Raw genomic sequence first — 21,181 nt, 5'->3', positions numbered from 1 at the left:
AAACCAAGTGGCAACAAACATGCGCGATATTAAACGCGAGATCAAGAGCAAACAGAACATGAAGCAGATCACGAAGGCGATGGAGATGGTCGCAGCCTCCAGGCTCAGAAGAGCTCAACAGGCAGCGCTGGCGTCCCGTCCTTACGCGGACAAGCTGAAGGAAGTCGTAGCCAGCATTGCGGCTGGTACGAAGGACGTCAAACACCCGATGCTGGAAACCCGCGAGATTAAGAAGACGGGCTATCTCGTTATCACCTCCGACCGTGGTCTGGCTGGCGGTTACAATGCGAATATCTTGCGTAAAGTGACTCAGACCATTCAACAAAAGCATAAATCCGCGGACGAATATGCGTTGTTCGTCATCGGGCGCAAAGGCCGCGACTACTTCCGTCGCCGCAATATGCCAATCGTTGAAGAGGTAATCGGATTGGCGGATTCCCCGACGTTCGCCGACATTAAGTCGGTATCGTCGTCGGCCGTCAAGATGTTTGCGGACGGGTCGTATGACGAGCTTTACCTGTACTACAATAAATTCGTCAATGCGATCTCGCAGATTCCGACGGAAACGCGCTTGCTTCCTCTCGAGGAGATTAGCGAAGGTACGAAGGTATCGACCTACGAATACGAGCCGTCGCCGGAAGGCGTATTGGAAGTGCTTCTGCCGAAGTTCGCCGAGACGCTGATCTACAGCGCGGTGCTGGACGGCAAAGCGTCCGAGTTCGGCGCGCGTATGACCGCCATGGGCAGTGCGACGAAAAACGCGACGAAGATGATCAGCCAGTTGACACTAACGTACAACCGCGCGCGTCAAGCGGCGATCACGCAAGAAATTTCCGAGATCGTTGCGGGAGCTAACGCACAATCTTAAAAGATAATTCGCATATACCGAAGGAAGCAGGAGGGAAAGCAATGAAAAAAGGACGCGTTGTATCCGTCATGGGTCCGGTCGTCGACCTTGAGTTCGAACGCGGCAATCTGCCGGAGATTCTGAACGCGGTTAAGATCGCCCAAAAAGCAACAAACGGCGGAATCGACATTAACCTTACGCTTGAAGTTGCCGTTCACCTTGGCGACAACATGGTTCGCGCTATCGCGATGAGCACGACGGACGGTCTGGTTCGCGGCATGGAGGCCGTCGATTCCGGCGCTCCGATCACGATTCCGGTAGGCGCTCCGACTCTGGGTCGCGTATTCAACGTACTTGGCGAGCCGATCGACGAGGCTGGCGACGTAACATCCGAAGTTAATCTTCCGATTCACCGCGAGGCTCCGAAATTCGACGAATTGTCCACGCAAGCGGAAATTCTCGAGACGGGCATTAAAGTTATCGACTTGCTTGCTCCTTACACCAAAGGCGGCAAGATCGGCCTGTTCGGCGGCGCCGGCGTAGGCAAGACGGTAACGATCCAAGAGCTGATCAACAACATCGCGCAAGAGCACGGCGGTATCTCCGTATTCGCCGGCGTAGGCGAGCGGACGCGCGAAGGCAACGACTTGTACCACGAGATGAAAGACTCCGGCGTTCTCAGCAAGACGGCGATGGTATTCGGACAAATGAACGAGCCGCCGGGAGCGCGCGCGCGCGTTGCCTTGACGGGTCTGACAATGGCCGAGTTCTTCCGCGACGAAGAAGGCCGCGACGTTCTTCTGTTCGTCGACAACATCTTCCGCTTCACGCAAGCGGGCTCCGAGGTTTCGGCCCTTCTGGGACGTATGCCATCCGCGGTAGGTTACCAGCCAACGCTGGCAACCGAGATGGGTCAGCTGCAAGAGCGTATCACATCGACGAAAAAAGGTTCCGTTACATCGATCCAAGCGATCTACGTTCCTGCGGACGATTACACGGATCCGGCTCCTGCCACGGCGTTTGCCCACTTGGACGCAACGACGAACCTGGAGCGTAAAATTTCCGAGATGGGGATCTTCCCCGCGGTTGATCCGCTGGCGTCCTCGTCCCGTATCCTGTCGCCTGAAGTTCTGGGCGAAGAGCACTACAACGTTGCTCAAGGCGTTAAGAAAATTCTTCAGCGCTATAAGGAGCTTCAAGATATCATCGCGATCCTCGGCATGGACGAGTTGAGCGAGGAAGACAAAATCACGGTTGGCCGCGCTCGCCGCATCCAATTGTTCCTGTCCCAGCCGTTCCACGTTGCCGAGCCATTTACGGGTAACAAAGGCATTTACGTTCCTGTTAATGAATCCGTACGCAGCTTCAAGGAAATCCTTGAAGGCAAACATGATTCTCTGCCGGAAGAAGCGTTCCGTTATGTAGGTGTCATTGAAGACGCCGTGAAGAAAGCCGAAACGCTTTAATAGCGGCAGGCGGGAGGAGTCCATATGAGTACCTTTTTGGTAGAAATCGTGACGCCCGAGCGCAAAGTATACGAAGAAACCGCGAACATGGTGAGCGTGAAAGGAGTGGAAGGCGAGTTAGGCATACTGCCTAACCACATTCCGCTCGTGACTCCGCTTCGCATCGCGCCTGTTACAATCAAGCGCGGCGGCGTAGTTGACATCATTGCCGTGAACGGCGGTTTCATCGAAGTGCGCAAAGACAAAGTTGTCATCCTGGCGGAAAGCGCCGAGCTCGCGAGAGACATCGACGTGAGACGTGCCGAAGCCGCTAAAAAGCGTGCCGAAGAACGTTTGGCCAAGCGCGAACAAATCGACTACCACCGAGCGGAATTGGCGCTGCAACGCGCGCTGAACCGTCTGAGCGTGGGCAGATAATACAGGATTGAACGAGAACGAAGCAGGGATTGACTCTGCTTCGTTCTTTTTTTGACCACAACTAGGCAATTCGATGCGAGACAGGCCCGAAACCTAACATAAATTTAGTTGCATATACCTATTTTGATTAAAAAGATAAAATAAAATGACCAAAAAACTCAAATATGATATTTTAAATATCAAAAATAATAGAATTATAATTATTTTGAAGATATTTGTCATTGCCCGATATAAAGTTATCCAAATGTCGATTCTTGTATGTTAATATAGTTAACATCGAAAGGGAAACAGTGGATAAGGATCGGGGGAGTTACGCATGTTTGACTGGCTTGGAGCAAAGACGGGATTCCCGCTGTGGATTTCGTGGCGACTGAACAAGGATATTAAAGAGGATGTCGAGCAAACGTTCGAAGGATTCGCAGAGACTCGCAAGGAATTGCTCATGAACTGGGCAGAGGATGAATGGCGCCAGCTGGAGAGACTTGGAGCCTCCATTCAAGAGGTATGGCAAGGGGATATAACGCAGCTGCAAATCAATGAATCTCTGGACAAGGTAAACACGCAGCTTGAAGTCGCATTCGCCCGAGCGATCGATATGACGGAGATCTTCTTGCTGGACGCTGAGCGGAAGGTTGTTGCAACCACGCACAGAGCTCATCTGGGAACGGCATATGGGATAGACAGCCTGATCCATGCCGGACTGGCTTACAGCGCTCAGGCCGGCAGCGTGGCGAAAAATTGTTTGTTCGGGCCTTACCATGACGAGTTGACGAAGTCCATCGGACCGCGTTCGTCTTCCTTCCACGATGCGATGACGCTGCTGTTCATGCTGCCGATTACAAGCGGCGGCAAGCTGCTTGGCACTTTATGCGGCCGTGTGCCGAACGACGTCATCGGAGACTTGATTCAGCGGGAATCCGGCCATATCTATCCCGACTCCGGAGACAACTATCTGTTTATGGCGGAGCCAGGTCTGAACAAGCAGATCAAGCCCGGGACTGCGTTGTCGCGAAGCCGGTTCGAGGATCGAACTTTTACGCATGGGGAGAACTTGAAGGATGGTGTAATGACGGAATGGGGCACGGTAACCGTAAGAGAACATACCGAGCTGGAGCTCCTGTTCACCGATCCCGCGACCGGCGAGCTGCATCCAGGGGTATCGAACACGATCCGCAACGGCAGCAATCTATTCGTGGAGTTCCCCGGTTATTCGGACTATCGGCATATTCCCGTAATCGGCAAGGGTGTAACCTTCCAGCTCCCGCATTGTCCGGACAAGTGGGGGATGATGTGCGAAGGCGATCTGGAGGAAGTGTACCGGCTTCGAAGCATCGGGTGGAGGCAGCGTAGACTACATCTGTTCGCAACGGCAGCAGCCAGCTTGTTGACTGCGGCATTAATCTGGATGATCGCGAGCGCGGCCGCTCCTTGGATAATCGTGGCTGCGGCCGGAGGCTTCAATCTGTTGTTCGGTCTCATCGTGATCGGCGCATTCAAGCGCAAAGAGGAGAACCGCGTCGTGCATCATATGCGTTCATTAACGCGATTTATCCGGATGAATGCAGAGGGCAAGGGAGACCTGACCCAGCGGCTGCCGCTTCAAGGATTCGATAACGACGAGCTGAAGGATATCGCGAAGTGGCTGAATAACATGATGGATTCTCTGGAAGGTATCATGCTGCAGGTGAAGCTCGCGGCCTCGGACGTTACGACAAGCCAACGGACGCTTCATGAATCCGCTGCGATTACGACAAGCTCGACCGGACGGGTTAGCAGCCAAGTCTCGAATATGATCGGCAGCATCCGGCTTCAGCTCAAGGACATCGACATGGCAAAGGAATCGGCCGACACGATGAGGGACACGCTCCTCCTCATGGAAGAGGAGGCCGGGCGCCAGATTAAGGTGGCACAGTCCGAGGTCGATCGGATCGGCGACAAGATGAAACATATCTCCGAGAAGGTCGGGGAGACGAACTCAACGATTCATACGTTCATGGATACGGTGCAGGAAATTCAGAATGTGCTGAAGGTAATTGAACAGATTTCGTCCCAGACGAATCTGCTTGCGCTGAACGCCTCCATCGAGGCGGCGAGGGTGGGAGAGCAAGGGCGGGGCTTCGCGGTCGTCGCGAACGAAATCCGGAAGCTGGCTACGATGACCAAAGAATCGACGGAAGAAGTCCACTCCATCACGCACAACATCTACGCCGAGGCGAAGAAGGCTTTCGCGTCCATGGAAGAAGGCACGAGGGTCGTCGAAGAGGGCAATCAGCTCGTGGCTGCAGCAATCGGCACCTTAAACGAGGTCGGGGGCAGGGATGCGCACAAGTCGGCAGTCGTTGAAGAAGTCGTACAGCTGCTGGAGAACATCGCGCTCGTCAGCCGCCAGAACCGGAAGGTGTCCGCCGAGGTGGAAGGGCGCGTGCAGGAGCTGATCGGCGAGATGAACAACGTGCAGCAAACCTCGCAGCACGTTGAATCCATTACGTCGCTGATGCATCAATTGGTCGGGCAGTTCAAGCTGACGGAAACGCGCGTTAGATAAGGGGATTCGGTTATATTCTGGAGATTATAATGGCAAAGCCGCACGGTCGACGCAAACGCGTCTTCCGGGCGGCTTGTTTGCGTTCGCGTACGGCTGATTCTCGGGCAGAGGCAGATGATGCCCGAGATACATAGTTTTACCATGGATGAGTCATCCTAATAAATAACACGACCGGAAGAAGGGAGGGGCCCGCCATGTTCGGGATGTATATGTCAAAAAAAGCCGGCAAGGACCAAAAGAAAGAACGGCGTTCGCCGAGCGCGGACAAACACGTGAACGAACAAATGAAAGATTACGAGCACCAGCCCGTTGTTCCGGTACTGACCGAGCTGCTGGACAAGATCAAAAAAGAGATGGGCGAGAGTTCGGATCTGATCATACGAGGTTTGGACTTGACTGATCGTCAAGGCAAGGACGGGGACAAGGATATTGCGCTTGTCTATATTCAAGGACTTATTGAAGATGAACGATTGGACAAGTTCGTGATTCAAACGATTCAACAGGATCCCGAGCTCCCTTCTCAGTTAAAGCAGCTAAAGGAACAAGTTCGGCAGACGAATGCGGACTCGCCCGAAGAGCCTGTTCTTGGCCGAATCAAGAGTCATCTCATCGCCATCGGATTAATTTGTGAAATCAAGACGTTTAAGGATTTGTTTGAGAAGCTGTTTCTAGGATACGCCCTCGTCTTTATCGAAGGCTCCCCCTCTGGTATCGGCTGCAATGTTTACGGAGGACCCAAGCGCTCGGTAGAAGAACCCAAGACAGAGATGATGATCCGCGGTCCCCGGGAAGGGTTTACGGAATCGCTTCGCGTAAATACGATTTTGCTTCGTCGGAAGATTCGCAGTCCGAAGCTTTGGATGGAGCAGATGAAGGTCGGCGAAATTACGCAGACTCCGGTCGCCATCATGTATATCAAGGGGCTGGCTGATGAAAGCGTGATCGAAGACCTCAAGCGTCGAATTAAGGATATTAAGAACGACGGCATCCTGGAATCCAGTTATATCGAAGAGATGATCACCGATCAGAAGTGGACTCCTTTCCCCACCATCATCAGCCATGAGCGGCCGGATGTCATAGCCAGCAATCTGCTGGACGGAAGGGTCGCTATTATCGTCGATGGAACGCCCTTCGTACTGGTGGTTCCGTCGACTCTGAACATGTTTTTTCAGGCTGCGGAGGATTATTATCAGAACTACCAGATGGCGACGTTTCTCCGCATGCTGCGATTCTCCTCGTTCTTTATCGCCCTTCTCATGCCGTCGATCTATGTCGCCATTATCGGCTACCATCAAGAGATGATTCCGACCCAGCTGCTGCTTAAGCTGGCTGCACAGCGGGAGGGCGTGCCTTTCCCCGCCTATCTGGAAGCTTTTATCATGGAGCTGGTGTTCGAGATTTTGCGTGAAGCCGTGCTCCGAATGCCGAGCACCGCGGGCAGCGCAATCTCGATCGTCGGCGGTCTCGTTATCGGGCAATCGATCGTTGAAGCGGGCATCGTGTCGTCGGCAGTCGTTATTGTGGTGGCCTTTACGGCCATCTCCAGCTTTGTCGCGCCGATATACAGCCTGGGCATCGCGGCCAGACTGCTGCGTTTCTTGCTGCTGATCGCGGCATCTACCCTTGGTTTCTATGGTATTGCCCTCGTCATGCTGCTCATTCTGCTGCACATGAGCAACTTGACTTCCTTCGGCATTCCTTATCTGAAGCCGTTTGCTCCGTTCAACTGGAAGGACTTTAAGGATACGCTGCTTCGCGTACCGCTCTGGATGATGAAGGAACGTCCGCAGCAGATAGGTGACCGCGACCAAGTACGAGACAACTCTGCTGCCGAGCCGAGAAGGGAGCCATCGCAATGAAGCGGAGACTTCCCCTGTGGCGAAAAGTATGGTCGGGTATGGCGATACGTCTAATCAAACGGCTTGCGCTGACAGTGATTATCGCATCCGTCCTGATACCGCTGACTGGCTGCTGGGATATTCGTTACTTGGACAAGCTTGGCGTCGTCATCGCGCTTGGGGTAGATGATGATCCCAGCGGCAAATTCCGCTACGAGTTGACGGTGCAGGTCGTTCTGCCGCAGAACGCGACATCGCGGGACGGAGGCGGGAACGGTAGTCCCGTCATGACATTGACGGATAAGGGCGACACGGTGTTCGAGGCCATACGCAAGATGTCTGCGAAGACTTCCCGCAGGCTGTTCTTCTCGCACACCCAGTTGCTGGTCATCCATGAATCCACGGCGAAGAAAGGCATCTTCCCGCTAATGGACTTGATCGATCGCAATGCGGATATTCGTACCGATATCAGCGTCGTTATCGCAAGGGGCGTTAAAGCGGCCAAGCTGCTGCAGATTCGAACTCAGATGGAATCGGTGCCGGCCAATCAGATCAAAGAGACGATTCTGGTGGATCAGAATGCGAAGGGGCAGTTGTACAGCGTCCTCGTCCGCGATATTACCCGAATCTCCAAGTCGGAGGGGCAGCAGATTGCGGTGCCTGCAGTCGGGGTGGAAGGTGACCCGGAGGCGGGCAGTACGAAGGAAATCGTCGACCGCATCAATCCAAAGGTGCTGCCCGAGCTTAAGACGATGGCGGTCTTTGACGGCGGCAGGCTGATCGGCTATTTGCCTCCGAAGCAGTCGCAGGGACTGACATGGTCGCTGAACAAGCTGCAGAACACGGTCTTGAAATTTCCGTGCGCAAACGGCAAGGGGCATTACATAATGGAAGTCATTCGCACGGATACGAAAGTCAAGGCGGAGAAGCCCAAAGGCGAGAGCGAGTGGCCGACGGTCAAGATGGAGATTCGGATGCAATCCAGCGTGCACGAAGTTACTTGTCCGGGCTTGTCCATTAACGATGAGCAAACGCTGCTCGCTCTGGAGGAGAAGCTCAACGCCGTAGTCGAAAAGGAGATCAAATCGACAGTCGATTGGCTTATGGATCGCAAGCTCGACGCGCTGGGATGGGGAGAGCAAATCTACAGGGACCAACCCGCGCTCTGGAAGCAGATGAAGGCGCGCTGGAAGACGATTTTTCCGCAAATCCAGTACGAAATTCATTGCATCAGCCATGTGGAATCCATGGGGGCAAGAACCGATGCCATAACGGAATGAGGTGAAGACATGCTGCATGTGCTCATCATAGTCGTTTGCGCGATCACCGTGACGATCTTTATCTGGAGGCGAAACCGGGACAAGGGGCAAGTCCGCGAGGCGAGCTGGGCGATCGTTATCCTGTGGGGAGCGGCCGCCCTGCAGATCGCCATTGCAAGGCATCTGCCGGTCAGTCTTCCGACGGATTGGATCTCGATGCTGCTGGAGCCGATTTACGTGCCGATCGTAGCGTGGTTAAAGGGGGGATAACAATGTCCATGAGGTCTGGCTATGTCAATAACGAAATCACGTCCAGGCAGGTATCCAAGTTGTTATATTTATTTTCGGTGGGAAGCGCAGCGCTCATCGTGCCGACGGCGACGGTCACCATCGCCAAACAGGACGGCTGGATTTCCATGTTATTGATCGTACCGGTTCAATATGCCATCGTGCTCGTCTATCTAGCATTGATGAGACGCTTTCCCCGAATGACGATCGCGCAATATGCGGAGTTTATTGCCGGGAGATGGATCGGGAAGTCTATCGCTCTAACGTTCGTGTTTTTTTTCTTCATCTTGAGCACTTTGGTGCTGCGGAACATGGTCGACTTCATGAGCAAGACGGTGCTGCCGCAAACGCCGACCTGGTTTATTAGCGGAACATTTATGATCGTTATCCTGTACGGCGTGTTTCTCGGCATCGAGACGATCGCCCGCACGGGAGAAATTTTGTACATATGGAGTCTGTTCGTGCTAGTTATCATCACCCTGTCGCTCATGAACCAAGTTCATATGGAGTTTTTTGAGCCCGTGCTTGCAAACGGCTTGATCACTCCGCTTAAAGGCATGTATCCCGTGCTGGGCTTCCCTTTGACGGAATGCGTCTTTTTGACGGCGATTCTGCCCATGGTTAAGGAGAGCGAGCGGGAGAAGTTGAACCGGGGGATTTTTGGCGCCGTCGCGGTGACAGGAGCGATTACGACGCTGATCGTTTTCTTGCTGATAGCCGTCATGGGATCGGGCGAGACAACTCGAAGCCCGTTTGCGGTATATGAGATGGCGAAGCTCATAAACATAGAAGAGATACTTGTTCGCGTCGAGATCCTGTTCGCCGTCGTCTGGATCGGCACCGTATTCGTAAAACTGTCGCTAAGCGTCTACGTTCTGTCGGTGCTGCTGGGGCAAGTGCTTGGACTGCGAGCCTACCGTCCGCTCGTATTCCCGCTCTGCATGCTCATTGCTCCGCTATCCTTGATCATCTACCGCAATGGCGTACATTCGACCATCTTCGCCATGAATGTATGGACCGTATACAGTGTCATGCAAGGGCTGCTCGTCCCTCTGCTGCTTCTGCTCGCGGCGCTGCTCATGCGCAAGCGAAGCCGCAAGGACGGCAGATTCCCTAGCAATGAGCCGAACGCGTAGCGGCGCGAGCTAGCCCAACTCCGTCATAGGGTTGTTCAAAAAGTCCGCTTCCCATTACGAAGCAATTCTGGAAGCTTACTCGACATCGATTATTGAATTCAGCCGAACCTTCCGGTGCTCACGTAGCTTCCACTACGCTCCGCTCCTCAGGTTCTAGCTTCATCCAATCTTCTCGGTACTGAGAACCGAACTTTTTGAACTCTCTTTCATAGACGGTCGTGGAAGCATTTGTTATAATTGTGAGGAAAAATGGGCGGCAACTTTCCTGGCAAGTCGAACAGATCCCATACCATCCTGTGACGGAGGTGATCCTGTGGAGAATTACGTCAATCACTATGTTGTCGTCGCGATCTTCGTCGTGCTGGGCATTCTGCTCCCCGTCGTCGCATTGCTGCTGGGCAGAGCGCTCCGGCCGCATAAGCCGACGGAACCGAAGAGCTCCACGTACGAGAGCGGCAACGAGCCCGTAGGCGAAGGTCAGGTTAGATTCAACATCCGGTATTATATGTTTGCGCTTATGTTTGTCATCTTTGATGTGGAAACCGTTTTCTTATATCCTTGGGCCGTTGCATACAATAAGCTCGGCCTTTTTGTTCTGATCGAAATGGTCATTTTCGCCGGCATGCTGCTCATTGGACTCCTATACGCATGGAAGAAGAGGGTGCTTAAATGGACTTGAGCCTGGAATCGATTAGTCTGGAAGAACGCAAGGAGTTGGAACGCAATGTATTCATGGGCACGCTGGAAAGCCTCAAGGCTTGGGCGCGCAGCAATTCGCTGTGGCCGATGACCTTCGGACTTGCCTGCTGCGCCATTGAAATGATGGGGACGGGAGCCTCTCATTACGATCTTGACCGATTCGGCGTCATGTTCCGCACGTCGCCGCGGCAGTCTGACGTCATGATCGTCTCGGGCACCGTGACAAAGAAGATGGGACCGCTGCTGCGCCGCCTGTACGACCAGATGCCGGAGCCCAAGTGGGTTATCGCGATGGGTTCCTGCGCGACCGCGGGAGGGCCCTACGTGAAGTCCTACGCCGTCATTAAGGGCGTGGACCAGATCGTCCCCGTCGACGTCTATATACCGGGCTGTCCGCCTAATCCGGCGGCGCTGATCTATGGCATCAACAAGCTGCAGGAAAAAATTCGCTACGAAGCCAAAACCGGAAAGCAGGTGACCGGCCGATGAGCGAGGAGGAGAAAAAGGAGCCCGGAGCACAGGACGAGGCAAGCGAGGCCGACGCGGCGGACGTGAAGGTGGAAGCCCAGCCCGGCCAAGCTGGCGTGGAAACGGCGGGAGCCGAACCGACGTCGGGGCCAGCCGTCGATCCGGAGCGCGAGGCGAAGCTGAAGGCGGCCGCGGAGGCGCGCGCCGCTAGAGCAGCTGCCAAGGCGCAGGCGGAAGGCGGCACGTCCGCAGGAGGCGGGGAGGGCGACTCCCAGGCGGAGGTGCCCAAGCCGCCGTCGATCCGGCTGCCGGAGCTCGAGCTGCTGCAGGCAGTGGTGCGCAGAGAAGTGGCGGACGATGCGCTGGACGAGGCGTATCTAAACGAGCTGAACGACGACATGCCCACGCTTGTGATCAAGAGCGGGCATTGGCCGGCGACGGCTCTGCTGCTCAAGGAGCATGACGAGCTGCGCTTCAATTATTTGCGCAATGTTACCGGCGTCGATTACGAGACGCATCTGGAAGTGGTCTATCATCTGTTATCCCTGGCAAGCAAACGGGTCGTTGCTATCAAGATCCGAACGGATCGGGACGGAGCGTCGGTGCCTTCCGCAACGCCGGTATGGAGATCGGCCGAATGGAACGAACGCGAAATCTATGACCTGCTGGGTATCGACTTTCCCGGCCATCCCGACATGAGGCGCATCATGATGCCGGACGAATGGGTAGGGCATCCGCTTCGCAAAGACTACGAACCACTGGATTCGGAGGTGTAGCCGCTACCATGATCCGCACAGAGGAACTGCTGCTTAACGTTGGACCCCAGCATCCCAGCACGCACGGCGTCTTCCGGATCGTAGTCAAGCTGGATGGGGAAGTCATCACGGAAGCGACTCCGGTTATGGGTTATCTGCATAGAGGAACAGAGAAGCTCGCGGAAAATTTGAATTATACCCAGATTATTCCTTATACGGACCGGATGGATTACGTATCGGCGATGACCAACAATTATGTCCTCGTCCATACCGTCGAGAAAATGATGGGGCTGGAAGTGCCGCTTCGCGCGGAATTTCTCCGTCTGATCGTCATGGAACTGCAGCGGGTGGCCAGCCACCTCGTCTGGTGGGGCACCTACCTGCTCGACATCGGCGCGATGAGCCCGTTTCTGTACGCTTTCCGGGACCGCGAGATGATTATCAATTTGTTTAACGAGCTGTGCGGCGCACGGTTAACCTACAACTACATGCGCGTAGGCGGCGTCAAGTGGGACGCTCCGCCCGGCTGGATGGATAAGGTCGAAGCCTTCATCCCCTATATGGAGAAGAAGCTCGAGGAATATGACAAGCTGGTGTCGGGCAACGAGATCTTCCTGGCGCGCATCCGAGGCGTCGGTCGATATGACGCGGATACGGCCATCAGCTACGGCTTGTCCGGCGCCAACCTTCGCTGCACGGGCGTGAAATGGGATCTTCGGAAGGAGGAGCCATACAGTCTGTACGACCGATTCGAATTCGACGTGCCCGTCGGCGCGAGCGGCGACTGCTACGACCGTTACCGCATCAGGCTGGAGGAGATTCGGCAAAGCCTCCGCATTCTAAAGCAGGCGGTCGCGCAATTTCCGAAGGATGGCGAGACGATGGGCAAGGTGCCAAGAGCCATTCGTCCGCCCGCAGGAGAAGCTTATGTGCGCATCGAGTCGCCGCGGGGCGAGATCGGCTGCCATATCGTATCCAAAGGCAAGGCTGAGCCGTACAGGCTCAAATTCAGACGTCCCTCCTTCGTCAACCTGGGTATCCTGCCCAAGCTGCTCGTCGGAGAGACGATGACGAACCTCATTACGATTCTCGGCGGCATCGATATCGTGGTCGGGGAGGTGGATTGCTGATGGGAGCTTGGCTGAACGAAAGCATGACCTGGGGCAACGCGTTCGTGTTGTTCATCTGGGCTGTCGTGTTTCTGCTCATTGTGCTTGGATTCGTCACGTATGCGATCTATTACGAGCGAAAGGTCATCGGCTGGATGCAGCTTCGCGTTGGACCCAACCGCGTTGGACCGCTGGGACTTCTGCAGACCGTCGCGGATATTCTGAAGCTGCTGATCAAGGAGGATACGATTCCACGCAAAGCGGACCGGCTGCTCTTTATCCTGGCTCCCGCGCTCGCGTTCGTGCCGGCCTTCGCGGTGCTTGCGGTCATTCCGTATACGGAGAAACTGTATTTTGCCGATCTCAACGTGGGGCTGCTCTATTACGTGGCGCTGTCCGGCATTACGACGCTGGGGATGGTGCTGGGCGGATGGGCCTCCAACAACAAATATGCGCTTCTGGGCGGCATGCGCTCGGCGGCCCAGATGATCAGCTACGAGGTGCCGCTTGTTATCTCCGTCGTCGGGGTCGTTCTGCTAAGCGGCAGCCTGAACCTGAGGACGATCGTCGCCGCGCAGGGAGATTGGTTCTGGCAGTGGAATTTTCTGCCGCAGATTATCGGCTTCGTCGTCTTTTATATCGCGGCCGTATCGGAGCTAAACCGGACGCCGTTCGACCTGCCGGAGGCGGAATCGGAGCTCGTGGCCGGTTATCACGTCGAATACAGCGGCTTCCGCTTCGCGTTTTTTATGCTTGCCGAATACGTCTACGTCTATGCCATCGCGGCACTGACTACGGTTTTATTTCTGGGAGGATGGCATCCTCCGGCGCCGTTTCTTGATTTCGTGCCGGGTCTCGTCTGGTTCCTGCTCAAGTTCGTCGCCGTCGTCTTTTCGTTCTTCTGGATACGCGCCACCTTCCCGCGCGTGCGCATCGACCAATTGATGGGGCTGGGCTGGAAGGTGCTGCTGCCCGTCGCGCTGCTCAACGTGTTCCTGACGGCCCTGTACCTGGAGCTGTTCGTCAAATAACGATTGGAGGAATCGCCATGCTAAGCGGAATGCTGCAAGGCCTCGGCGTCACGCTGAAGTCGATGACGTCGCCCAAGGTCACGACATCCTATCCCGACGAGCCGATTCATATGCCGGACCGCTTCCGCGGCATCCAGCACTTCATCCCCGAGCTGTGCATCGTCTGCAACCAATGCGCCCGCATTTGCCCGACGGACTGCATTACGCTGACGGGCAAGCCGAACCCGGATCCCGAGAAGCGGGGCAAGGTCATCGACACTTTCGATATCAACTTCGAAATATGCATCCTGTGCGATCTGTGTACGGAGGTGTGCCCGACGGAAGCCATCGTCATGACGAACCACTTCGAGCTCGCGACGTACAGCCGGGACGACTTGTACAAGGACGCCGAGTGGTTGACGGACAACAACACACTCGTGCGCAAGGATAACAACAACATCGGGGCTCCGGCCAAAGGAGGCGCCAAATAATTGTTTAACGTGGAGGTTAACGGACCATTTGTCGCCTTCTTCGTCTTCGCCGCCATTATGATCGGAGGCGCCGTGCTGATGATCAGCCTGGAGAAGGTCGTCCATATGGTTGTATCCATGGCGGCCGTCTTCCTTGGCCTTGCGGGGATGTACGTGCTGCTGGACGCGGAATTCGCGGCATTTGTCCAGGTGCTGATCTACGCCGGCGCCGTGTCGATCCTGATGGTATTCGGCATCATGATGACGAAACATAACGCGGCGAAGGAGCCCGTGCGCCCGCTGCACGAGACCTTGGCGGCCGTCGGGGCGCTCAGCCTGTTCGGGCTGCTGTTCTACGCGATCCGCCAGACGGACATACCGGAGAGTGGGGCAGCCGGGGCAGGCGGGGCGCCCGGTGCAGTAACGGACAACACATTAGCGATCGGCGAGCTGCTCTACACGGGCTATATCGTGCCCTTCGAGCTGTTGTCCGTTCTGCTGACCGTGGCTTTTATCGGAGCCATCTCCCTGGCCAAGAAGGAGGCGGAATAACGATATGCTGCCATCATACCTGACGCTTGCCGCAATTTTGTTCTGTATCGGCCTGTATGGCGCACTCGCCAAGCGCAACGCCATTATTGTCCTGTTATCGCTTGAGCTGATGCTGAACGCGGTCAATCTGAATTTGATTGCCTTCTCGAAGTATGGAGTCGTCCCGTCCTTGACGGGACAGATTTTCTCGGTCTTTACGATTACGGTCGCCGCTGCGGAAGCCGCAGTTGCCGTAGCGGTGCTTATCGCGCTTTTTCGGGCGCGCGGCACCGTGGACGTCGAACATATGAATGCCATGAGGAGGTGAAGCGGGTATGGACTTCTATACGAAATCGGCCTGGGTCATTCCGCTCATCCCGCTTGCCGCGTTTCTGGCGCTCACGGCGCTAGGGCGGAATTACCGCAAGGCCGGCGTCATAATCGGCACATTCGCCGCGCTGGCGTCGTTCGCGATGTCCGTGCTGGTGCTGGTGGAACGGTTCGGGCAGGATGCGGTCGACTACAACTATAGCTTCGACTGGATCCGAATCAGCGGCTATACCCTCGAGATCGGCTTCGAGGTGACTAATCTGACGGCGCTGATGCTTATCGTCGTTACCTTCGTCGCTTTGCTGGTCAACGTGTATTCGGCCGGCTATATGAAAAATGACGAACGAATTACCGTCTTCTACGGTTACATATCCTTGTTTACCTTCTCCATGCTGGGGCTGGTGCTGTCGGACAATATGCTCTCCCTGTACATCTTCTGGGAGCTCGTCGGCGTATGCTCCTTCCTGTTAGTAGGCTTCTGGTATACGAAACCGGCCGCCAAGGCGGCTGCCAAGAAAGCTTTCATCGTGACAAGAATCGGCGATGCCGCGCTCTTGATCGGCATTCTGCTCCTGTTCTGGTACATGCCGGATCATGCGCTTGGCTTTACGATGATAGAGAGCGTCTTCGAGGGGCAAGGAGGCATCATCGCCACCGGCATTACGACCGTTATCGCGCTGCTTATCTTCCTCGGCGCGGTGGGCAAGTCGGGACAATTCCCGCTGCATGTCTGGCTGCCGGACGCGATGGAGGGACCTACGCCGATCAGCGCGCTTATTCACGCCGCGACAATGGTGGCCGCCGGCGTCTACCTGTTGGCGCGTACGTTTCCCATTTTGGAGGCTTCCCTGTTCGCGAGCGATGTCGTCGCTTACGTCGGAGGCTTTACGGCATTGTTCGCCGCAACGATCGCTCTCGCGCAAAACGATCTCAAGCGCGTATTGGCCTATTCTACGATCAGCCAGCTTGGTTACATGTTTATGGCGATCGGACTTGGCTCCTGGACGGGCGGCATCTTCCATCTCTTTACGCATGCCTTCTTCAAAGCACTATTGTTCCTCGCCGCAGGCAGCGTTATCCATGCCGTCCATACGCAGAACATTCAGGAGATGGGCGGGCTGCACGCCCGCATGCGCGTAACGACGGCGACCTTCGCTGTCGGGGCGCTTGCGCTGGCAGGCATTCCTCCGCTGGCGGGCTTCTGGTCGAAGGACGCCATAATGGCGGTCGCGCTGGAGCAAAATCTCTTCCTCTTTGCGGTCGGTCTCGCGGCGGCGTTGTGTACGGCTTTGTACATGACGAGAGTGTTCGTGTTGGTCTTTCTTGGCAAGCCGAAAACGGGCTCGGAGGGCGGATTGGAAAGTCCGACCGTTCGCGCCGGCGGAGCGGGAGGGGCGAAGGAGTCGCCTCGCACGATGACCTTGCCGCTTGTCGTGCTTGCGCTCGCGGCTATCGCCGCGGGCTTCGTCGAAACGCCATGGAACGGCTGGCTTGGCGGCTGGCTGTCCGGCGAAGAAGCGGTTGCGCATGTGAGCCCGGCTGCCATCATAGGTTCAATCGCTGTGGCGGCAGCAGGCATATATCTAGGGTGGCGATTCTACGGATCAGACCGAACTCGTCCCGCCGTCGTCAAGGAAGCCGCGCCTTGGCTCGCAAGGCTGCTGGAGCGCAAATATTACGTAGACGAGGCTTACGAGTTCGTCTTCGTAAGAGGGCTTCGAGCTCTCGGCACCTTGCTGGGCGCCTTCGACACCTACATCATTGGCGGCCTTGTTAAGCTGGCGGGCTCGGCAGCCGGCATATCCGGCAAGATGGCTCTAAGGCTGCAGAACGGCAGCATCGGGACCTACAGTCTGGCCGCCGTCATCGGCATGGTCGTGCTTGCGGCCGCGATCATCGGAAGGAGGCTGTTGTCATGAGCATTATCTCCGACATTCCGGTATTGTCGATTCTGCTGCTGCTGCCAATGCTCGGACTGCTTGTTCTGTTGCTTATCCCCAAGAATCGTCATCGCGCCATCACCGCCGTTGCCGTCGTCGCGACGCTGCTTCCTATCGTGTTGTCGCTGTGGTTGTACACCGACTTCGACAAGCAGCAAGGGGGAGCGACTTACCGCGAAGACGCGGTCTGGCTGGAAGTGCCCGTTAATCATGAATGGACACAGGAAGCCGACATCATCTTCTCCTTCGACTATTCGCTTGGCATCGACGGTTTGTCTCTGCCGCTCTTGCTGCTGACGACGGTCGTGACGGCGATGGCGGCGCTTGCGGCCATTCACGTCAAAAAGCGGCGCAAGGCGTTTTACGCCTGGTTCCTGCTGCTGGAAGCGGGTATGCTAGGCGTGTTTATGGCACGCGATTTGTTTCTGTTTTTTATCTTTTTCGAAATTACGCTGGTCGCGGCTTACTTCCTGATCGGCATCTGGGGGTATTACAACCGGGAGAGGACGGCGAATCAATTCCTGATCTATAACGGAATAGGTTCCGCGCTCATGCTGATCGCTTTCGTCCTGCTCGTTAATACGGCAGGCTTCCGAATGGAGGAAACGGCCCGCGGCCTGGAGATGATCTACAGCGGAAGCTATGCCGATATTTTACGGAATCTGGCCGATCCCAATGCTTGGGTGAATCTGCCTGGCGCAGCGGCGGGCGGAACCAATCCGTTCGAGATGAGCGGCGGCATGGCCTGGACAATTTTCGTGCTTCTGTTGATCGGTTTCGGCATCAAGCTGCCGATATTCCCGTTCCATACCTGGATGCTGAAGGTGCATGCGGAAGCTCCTCCGGCCGTTGTCATGATCCACTCCGGCATCCTGCTGAAGATGGGGGCGTACGGCTTCATCCGCTTCGGCTTGCTGCTCTTTCCCGAGCAGGCGCGCGAATGGGCGGTGGCGCTTGCGACGCTTGGGCTCATCAACTTGCTGTACGGCGCCGTGCTTGCGTTCCGGCAGACGGAATTTAAGCTGGTGCTCGCTTATTCGTCGATCAGCCATATGGGCATCGTGCTGTTGGGACTTGCGGCTTTTAATGAAATCGGGCTGCAAGGGGCGATTGTCCAACTGGTATCACATGGCTTCATCTCCGCGCTGCTGTTTCTGATCGTCGGCAGCTTGTATGAGCGGACGGGAACGACGGAGCTTCCCGCGCTTGGCGGCTTGGCGAGATCCATGCCGTTTATGAGCGGCGTGCTGCTAGTCGCGGGACTCGCTTCGTTAGGTTTGCCGGGGCTCTCCGGCTTCGTCGGCGAGCTGCTGTCGCTGCTGGGTCTGTTCGAATCCATGCGCTGGGTGACGGCCGCCGCGGTGCTTGGCATTATTTTGACGGCGGCTTATATGCTGCGAAGCGTGCTTGGCATTACGTTCGGCGAGAGGCGGGAGGAGCATGCGGCGCTTAGGGATGCAAGGTTCGTCGAGGCGCTGCCCATGATCGTGCTGCTGGCGTTTATTGTGCTGCTGGGCTGCTACCCTGCCGTACTGACGGATACGGTGGGAGTCAGCGTCGAAGGGTTTATGGATCAATTATTCGCAACCAGGTCAGGGGGTTAGGTCATGCCGGACAATACGGGATTTTTGCCTCTTACTTGGCCCGACATGCTGCTCATGGCTCCTGAATTGCTGCTGGGCGTCTGTTTTATCGCTTTGGTCGTGCTGGACTTATTTCTCCCCAGAAGCGTAAGCCGCTCCTGGATTGGCGGTTTGACGCTGGCAAGTTTGCTGGGCGCTGCTCTGCTTGTGTGGCTACGCATGAACGAAATGAACGATGGAGCAGGAGATGCGGAGGTGCTCTCGCTCCTTGGGGACAGCTATCGGATCGACGACTTCGGGAGTTTGATGAAGCTGATCTTCCTGCTCGGCACGGCGCTCGTCGTCTTGCTGGGACTAGGGACGGCTTCGCGCGACGACGCCATTACGGATAAAGGCGAATATTATTACCTCCTGCTGCCGGCCGCGATCGGCGCCATGGCGATGGCTTCTTCCGCCAATCTGGTGACGCTGTACATCGGCCTGGAGCTGATGAGCATGACCAGCTACGTATTGGTTGCGATGCGTCGCAGGAATGATCGATCCGCGGAAGCGGCGTTTAAGTACGTCGTGACGGGGAGCATTTCGTCGGCGTTCATTTTGTTCGGCATGTCGTATTTGTACGGGGTCACCGGCTCGGTGCAGCTCGGCGGAATTGGCCAGGCCCTGCCTATGGCGGTGGAAAATTACGAGGCGTTCGTCTACGTCGGCTTCGGCATGATGCTGGCGGGCTTTGGCGTAAAAGTCGCCGCCGCGCCGTTCCATGCCTGGTCGCTGGACGTCTATCAGGGGGCTCCGACGCCGGTTGTCGCGTTTCTCGCGGTGGTATCCAAGGGAGCGACGCTTGCCGTCGTGTTGCGCATTTTGTACTCGACGGGATTGTTCGCCGCGATCGACGCGTCGGGCAAGGGAGTCGGCGACGATATGTTCTTCGCGGTGCTGTTGGTTGCAGCAATCGCAATGCTTGTAGGTACGCTCGCCGCGCTGCGGCAATTGAACGTGAAGCGGCTGCTGGCGCTGTCCGGCGTCGCGAACGCGGGTTACTTGCTCGTCCCGATCGGGCTGTCCATTACGATGGTACATAGCAACAACGTGACGGAGCTTATCTTCTATCTCGCGGCTTATCTGCTGATGACGATCGGCGCCTTCGCGGTATTGACGGTTGTAAGCCGCGCGGTCGGCCATGACGAGCTGAGGGGATTCGCGGGCATGTATTATCGGGCTCCGTGGACGGCGGCGGCCATGGTTATCTTTCTGCTGTCGCTGGCGGGACTGCCGATTTCGGGAGGTTTCTTCGGCAAGCTGTTCATCCTGTTGGGGGCGGCGAACGCCAAAGCCTACTGGATCGTGGCGGCGATGGTGCTAAGCAGCGTAATCTCGTATTACTTCTACTTTGGTTTTATTCGCCAGATGTTTATGCGGGGCGGCTCGGAGGAACGGATATCGATTCCGCCGGCAATCGGCATCGTAATCTGGTTCTGCGCGGCCGGCACGCTGATCCTCGGCGTTTATCCGGGATTGCTGGTGGAGGGGATCGACGCCGTGTTTTCGTTCCAGGGAGATTTGATGAACGTAGAATAGTACTAGAGTTGAGCAGGTTGGGAAGAGAGCAGGAAGAGAAAAACGGAAGAGAACAGGAACAGAAACGGAAGAGTACAGGAAGAAGGAAGAGCAAGGGAAAACGGAAGCTGGAAGAGAAACGGAAGAGAACAGGAATAGAACGGGAATATGGTGGGAGGCCCTCGTGGCGGAGTCGTTATGCATGTCATAATGACTTTGCGAAGCGGGGGCTTTGTTGTTGTGGGCGCGGAATGTTCGTTGTAGCCCTGGAATTTGCGGATCGGATTGCAGGGTGCGAGAGGGAGTTTGGAGGAGCTGTAAGCGATTTTTTCGGGTTGCAGGGTGAGAGAGGGAGTTTTTCGAGGTCTAAGTCGATGAGGCCGACCTAACTGTCCCGCGACGCTCGGATTTTGAGGTATAAGTCGATGAGGCCGACCTAACTGCCCCGCGACGTTCGGATTTTGGGGTATAAGTCGATGCCGCCGACCTAACTGCCCCGTAACGCTCGGATTTCGAGGTTTAAGTCGATGAGGCCGACCTAACTGCTCCGCGACGTTCGGATTTCGAGTTTTAAGTCGATGCCGCCGACCTAACTGCCCCGCGACGTTCGGATTTCGAGGTTTAAGTCGATGCCGTCGACCTAGCCGCCCCGCGACGCTAGGATTTCGAGGTTTAAGTCGATGGCATCGACCTAGTTGCTGCCGTCGCCCATTTCGATGGATCAGTTGGGGCATTAAACCGAGTTTGTGTGAGTTGCAGTCTGAGTGTGAGAGTAACTATTGGCGGATGGGGCTCGTGAGAATGAGGCGTAAGAGAGTGGCTAAATGTGATTTTTCTGCTGTGTGTGGGCAGGGATTCCGACGGGAATTCACCTTTCATGGGGCGAGAGAAATGGGGCAATGCAGGTCGGTCGACGGAATTAAAAAAATAAGT

General features: G+C 55.9%; 19 protein-coding genes. All 19 read left to right on the top strand.

Annotated features, from left to right (window positions below; translation table 11 throughout):
* The first annotated feature begins 7 nt into the window (after positions 1 to 7).
* The 19 genes from atpG to B1748_RS18840 all read left to right on the top strand — a co-directional run bounded on the left by atpG (position 8) and on the right by B1748_RS18840 (position 20,269).
* A complete protein-coding gene (gene atpG / locus B1748_RS18930) occupies positions 8 to 868 on the top strand; it encodes an ATP synthase F1 subunit gamma (protein ID WP_087569491.1) in 861 nt (286 codons plus the stop codon).
* A gap of 41 nt (positions 869 to 909) precedes the next feature.
* On the top strand, positions 910 to 2,313 hold the full coding sequence (gene atpD / locus B1748_RS18925) for a F0F1 ATP synthase subunit beta (protein WP_087569490.1): 1,404 nt from the start codon (positions 910 to 912) through the stop codon (positions 2,311 to 2,313).
* Between the two features lie 24 nt (positions 2,314 to 2,337).
* The gene (locus B1748_RS18920; protein ID WP_087569489.1) at positions 2,338 to 2,730 is read left to right on the top strand and encodes a F0F1 ATP synthase subunit epsilon; all 393 of its coding nucleotides are present in this window, start codon (positions 2,338 to 2,340) and stop codon (positions 2,728 to 2,730) included.
* 316 nt (positions 2,731 to 3,046) lie between these two features.
* A complete protein-coding gene (locus B1748_RS18915) occupies positions 3,047 to 5,275 on the top strand; it encodes a methyl-accepting chemotaxis protein (protein WP_087569488.1) in 2,229 nt (742 codons plus the stop codon).
* A gap of 194 nt (positions 5,276 to 5,469) precedes the next feature.
* Positions 5,470 to 7,134, top strand: a complete 1,665-nt coding sequence (locus tag B1748_RS18910) for a spore germination protein (RefSeq protein ID WP_087569487.1) — start codon at positions 5,470 to 5,472, stop codon at positions 7,132 to 7,134.
* Positions 7,131 to 8,393 carry a Ger(x)C family spore germination protein gene (locus B1748_RS18905; protein WP_087569486.1) on the top strand — a complete coding sequence of 421 codons (1,263 nt, stop codon included), beginning with the start codon at positions 7,131 to 7,133 and terminating at the stop codon, positions 8,391 to 8,393. The genes B1748_RS18910 and B1748_RS18905 overlap by 4 nt, the downstream gene beginning before the upstream one ends.
* Positions 8,394 to 8,402: 9 nt before the next feature.
* Entirely contained in the window at positions 8,403 to 8,642 is a 240-nt protein-coding gene (locus tag B1748_RS18900; protein ID WP_087569485.1) for a hypothetical protein, read from the top strand.
* A 2-nt stretch (positions 8,643 to 8,644) separates the two neighbouring features.
* Positions 8,645 to 9,796, top strand: a complete 1,152-nt coding sequence (locus B1748_RS18895; protein WP_087569484.1) for a GerAB/ArcD/ProY family transporter — start codon at positions 8,645 to 8,647, stop codon at positions 9,794 to 9,796.
* Between the two features lie 313 nt (positions 9,797 to 10,109).
* A complete protein-coding gene (locus B1748_RS18890) occupies positions 10,110 to 10,475 on the top strand; it encodes an NADH-quinone oxidoreductase subunit A (RefSeq protein ID WP_087569483.1) in 366 nt (121 codons plus the stop codon).
* Positions 10,466 to 10,984 carry a NuoB/complex I 20 kDa subunit family protein gene (locus B1748_RS18885; protein WP_087569482.1) on the top strand — a complete coding sequence of 173 codons (519 nt, stop codon included), beginning with the start codon at positions 10,466 to 10,468 and terminating at the stop codon, positions 10,982 to 10,984. The genes B1748_RS18890 and B1748_RS18885 overlap by 10 nt, the downstream gene beginning before the upstream one ends.
* Positions 10,981 to 11,739: an NADH-quinone oxidoreductase subunit C gene (locus tag B1748_RS18880; protein WP_087569481.1), complete on the top strand. Its 759-nt coding sequence runs from the start codon at positions 10,981 to 10,983 to the stop codon at positions 11,737 to 11,739. The genes B1748_RS18885 and B1748_RS18880 overlap by 4 nt, the downstream gene beginning before the upstream one ends.
* Positions 11,740 to 11,747: 8 nt before the next feature.
* The gene (locus B1748_RS18875) at positions 11,748 to 12,848 is read left to right on the top strand and encodes an NADH-quinone oxidoreductase subunit D (protein WP_087569480.1); all 1,101 of its coding nucleotides are present in this window, start codon (positions 11,748 to 11,750) and stop codon (positions 12,846 to 12,848) included.
* Positions 12,848 to 13,858, top strand: coding sequence for an NADH-quinone oxidoreductase subunit NuoH (nuoH, locus tag B1748_RS18870; protein ID WP_087569479.1), 1,011 nt, complete (start codon positions 12,848 to 12,850; stop codon positions 13,856 to 13,858). The genes B1748_RS18875 and nuoH overlap by 1 nt, the downstream gene beginning before the upstream one ends.
* Positions 13,859 to 13,875: 17 nt before the next feature.
* The gene (gene nuoI, locus B1748_RS18865; protein WP_087569478.1) at positions 13,876 to 14,328 is read left to right on the top strand and encodes an NADH-quinone oxidoreductase subunit NuoI; all 453 of its coding nucleotides are present in this window, start codon (positions 13,876 to 13,878) and stop codon (positions 14,326 to 14,328) included.
* Positions 14,329 to 14,859: an NADH-quinone oxidoreductase subunit J gene (locus B1748_RS18860; protein WP_087569477.1), complete on the top strand. Its 531-nt coding sequence runs from the start codon at positions 14,329 to 14,331 to the stop codon at positions 14,857 to 14,859.
* Positions 14,860 to 14,863: 4 nt separating this feature from the next.
* Positions 14,864 to 15,166 carry an NADH-quinone oxidoreductase subunit NuoK gene (gene nuoK, locus B1748_RS18855; RefSeq protein ID WP_087569476.1) on the top strand — a complete coding sequence of 101 codons (303 nt, stop codon included), beginning with the start codon at positions 14,864 to 14,866 and terminating at the stop codon, positions 15,164 to 15,166.
* A 7-nt stretch (positions 15,167 to 15,173) separates the two neighbouring features.
* Positions 15,174 to 17,087 carry an NADH-quinone oxidoreductase subunit L gene (gene nuoL / locus B1748_RS18850; RefSeq protein WP_087569475.1) on the top strand — a complete coding sequence of 638 codons (1,914 nt, stop codon included), beginning with the start codon at positions 15,174 to 15,176 and terminating at the stop codon, positions 17,085 to 17,087.
* The gene (locus tag B1748_RS18845) at positions 17,084 to 18,712 is read left to right on the top strand and encodes a complex I subunit 4 family protein (RefSeq protein WP_256975763.1); all 1,629 of its coding nucleotides are present in this window, start codon (positions 17,084 to 17,086) and stop codon (positions 18,710 to 18,712) included. Before nuoL ends, B1748_RS18845 begins: the two co-directional genes overlap by 4 nt.
* 3 nt (positions 18,713 to 18,715) lie before the next feature.
* Positions 18,716 to 20,269: an NADH-quinone oxidoreductase subunit N gene (locus tag B1748_RS18840; RefSeq protein WP_256975762.1), complete on the top strand. Its 1,554-nt coding sequence runs from the start codon at positions 18,716 to 18,718 to the stop codon at positions 20,267 to 20,269.
* The last annotated feature ends 912 nt before the right edge of the window (positions 20,270 to 21,181 follow it).

Source organism: Paenibacillus sp. MY03, assembly GCF_002165585.1.
GTDB classification, from domain to species: Bacteria; Bacillota; Bacilli; order Paenibacillales; family Paenibacillaceae; genus Pristimantibacillus; species Pristimantibacillus agaridevorans.
The sequence above is the reverse complement of the archived record's forward strand: the minus strand, read 5'-3'. Positions and strand labels throughout refer to the sequence as shown.

Coding starts and splice junctions, on each gene's coding strand:
- atpD (WP_087569490.1), top strand. CDS start 910: ATGAAAAAAGGACGCGTTGTATCCGTCATGGGTCCGGTCGTCGACCTT.
- B1748_RS18920 (WP_087569489.1), top strand. CDS start 2,338: ATGAGTACCTTTTTGGTAGAAATCGTGACGCCCGAGCGCAAAGTATAC.
- B1748_RS18915 (WP_087569488.1), top strand. CDS start 3,047: ATGTTTGACTGGCTTGGAGCAAAGACGGGATTCCCGCTGTGGATTTCG.
- B1748_RS18910 (WP_087569487.1), top strand. CDS start 5,470: ATGTTCGGGATGTATATGTCAAAAAAAGCCGGCAAGGACCAAAAGAAA.
- B1748_RS18905 (WP_087569486.1), top strand. CDS start 7,131: ATGAAGCGGAGACTTCCCCTGTGGCGAAAAGTATGGTCGGGTATGGCG.
- B1748_RS18900 (WP_087569485.1), top strand. CDS start 8,403: ATGCTGCATGTGCTCATCATAGTCGTTTGCGCGATCACCGTGACGATC.
- B1748_RS18895 (WP_087569484.1), top strand. CDS start 8,645: ATGTCCATGAGGTCTGGCTATGTCAATAACGAAATCACGTCCAGGCAG.
- B1748_RS18885 (WP_087569482.1), top strand. CDS start 10,466: ATGGACTTGAGCCTGGAATCGATTAGTCTGGAAGAACGCAAGGAGTTG.
- B1748_RS18880 (WP_087569481.1), top strand. CDS start 10,981: ATGAGCGAGGAGGAGAAAAAGGAGCCCGGAGCACAGGACGAGGCAAGC.
- B1748_RS18875 (WP_087569480.1), top strand. CDS start 11,748: ATGATCCGCACAGAGGAACTGCTGCTTAACGTTGGACCCCAGCATCCC.
- nuoH (WP_087569479.1), top strand. CDS start 12,848: ATGGGAGCTTGGCTGAACGAAAGCATGACCTGGGGCAACGCGTTCGTG.
- nuoI (WP_087569478.1), top strand. CDS start 13,876: ATGCTAAGCGGAATGCTGCAAGGCCTCGGCGTCACGCTGAAGTCGATG.
- nuoK (WP_087569476.1), top strand. CDS start 14,864: ATGCTGCCATCATACCTGACGCTTGCCGCAATTTTGTTCTGTATCGGC.
- nuoL (WP_087569475.1), top strand. CDS start 15,174: ATGGACTTCTATACGAAATCGGCCTGGGTCATTCCGCTCATCCCGCTT.
- B1748_RS18845 (WP_256975763.1), top strand. CDS start 17,084: ATGAGCATTATCTCCGACATTCCGGTATTGTCGATTCTGCTGCTGCTG.
- B1748_RS18840 (WP_256975762.1), top strand. CDS start 18,716: ATGCCGGACAATACGGGATTTTTGCCTCTTACTTGGCCCGACATGCTG.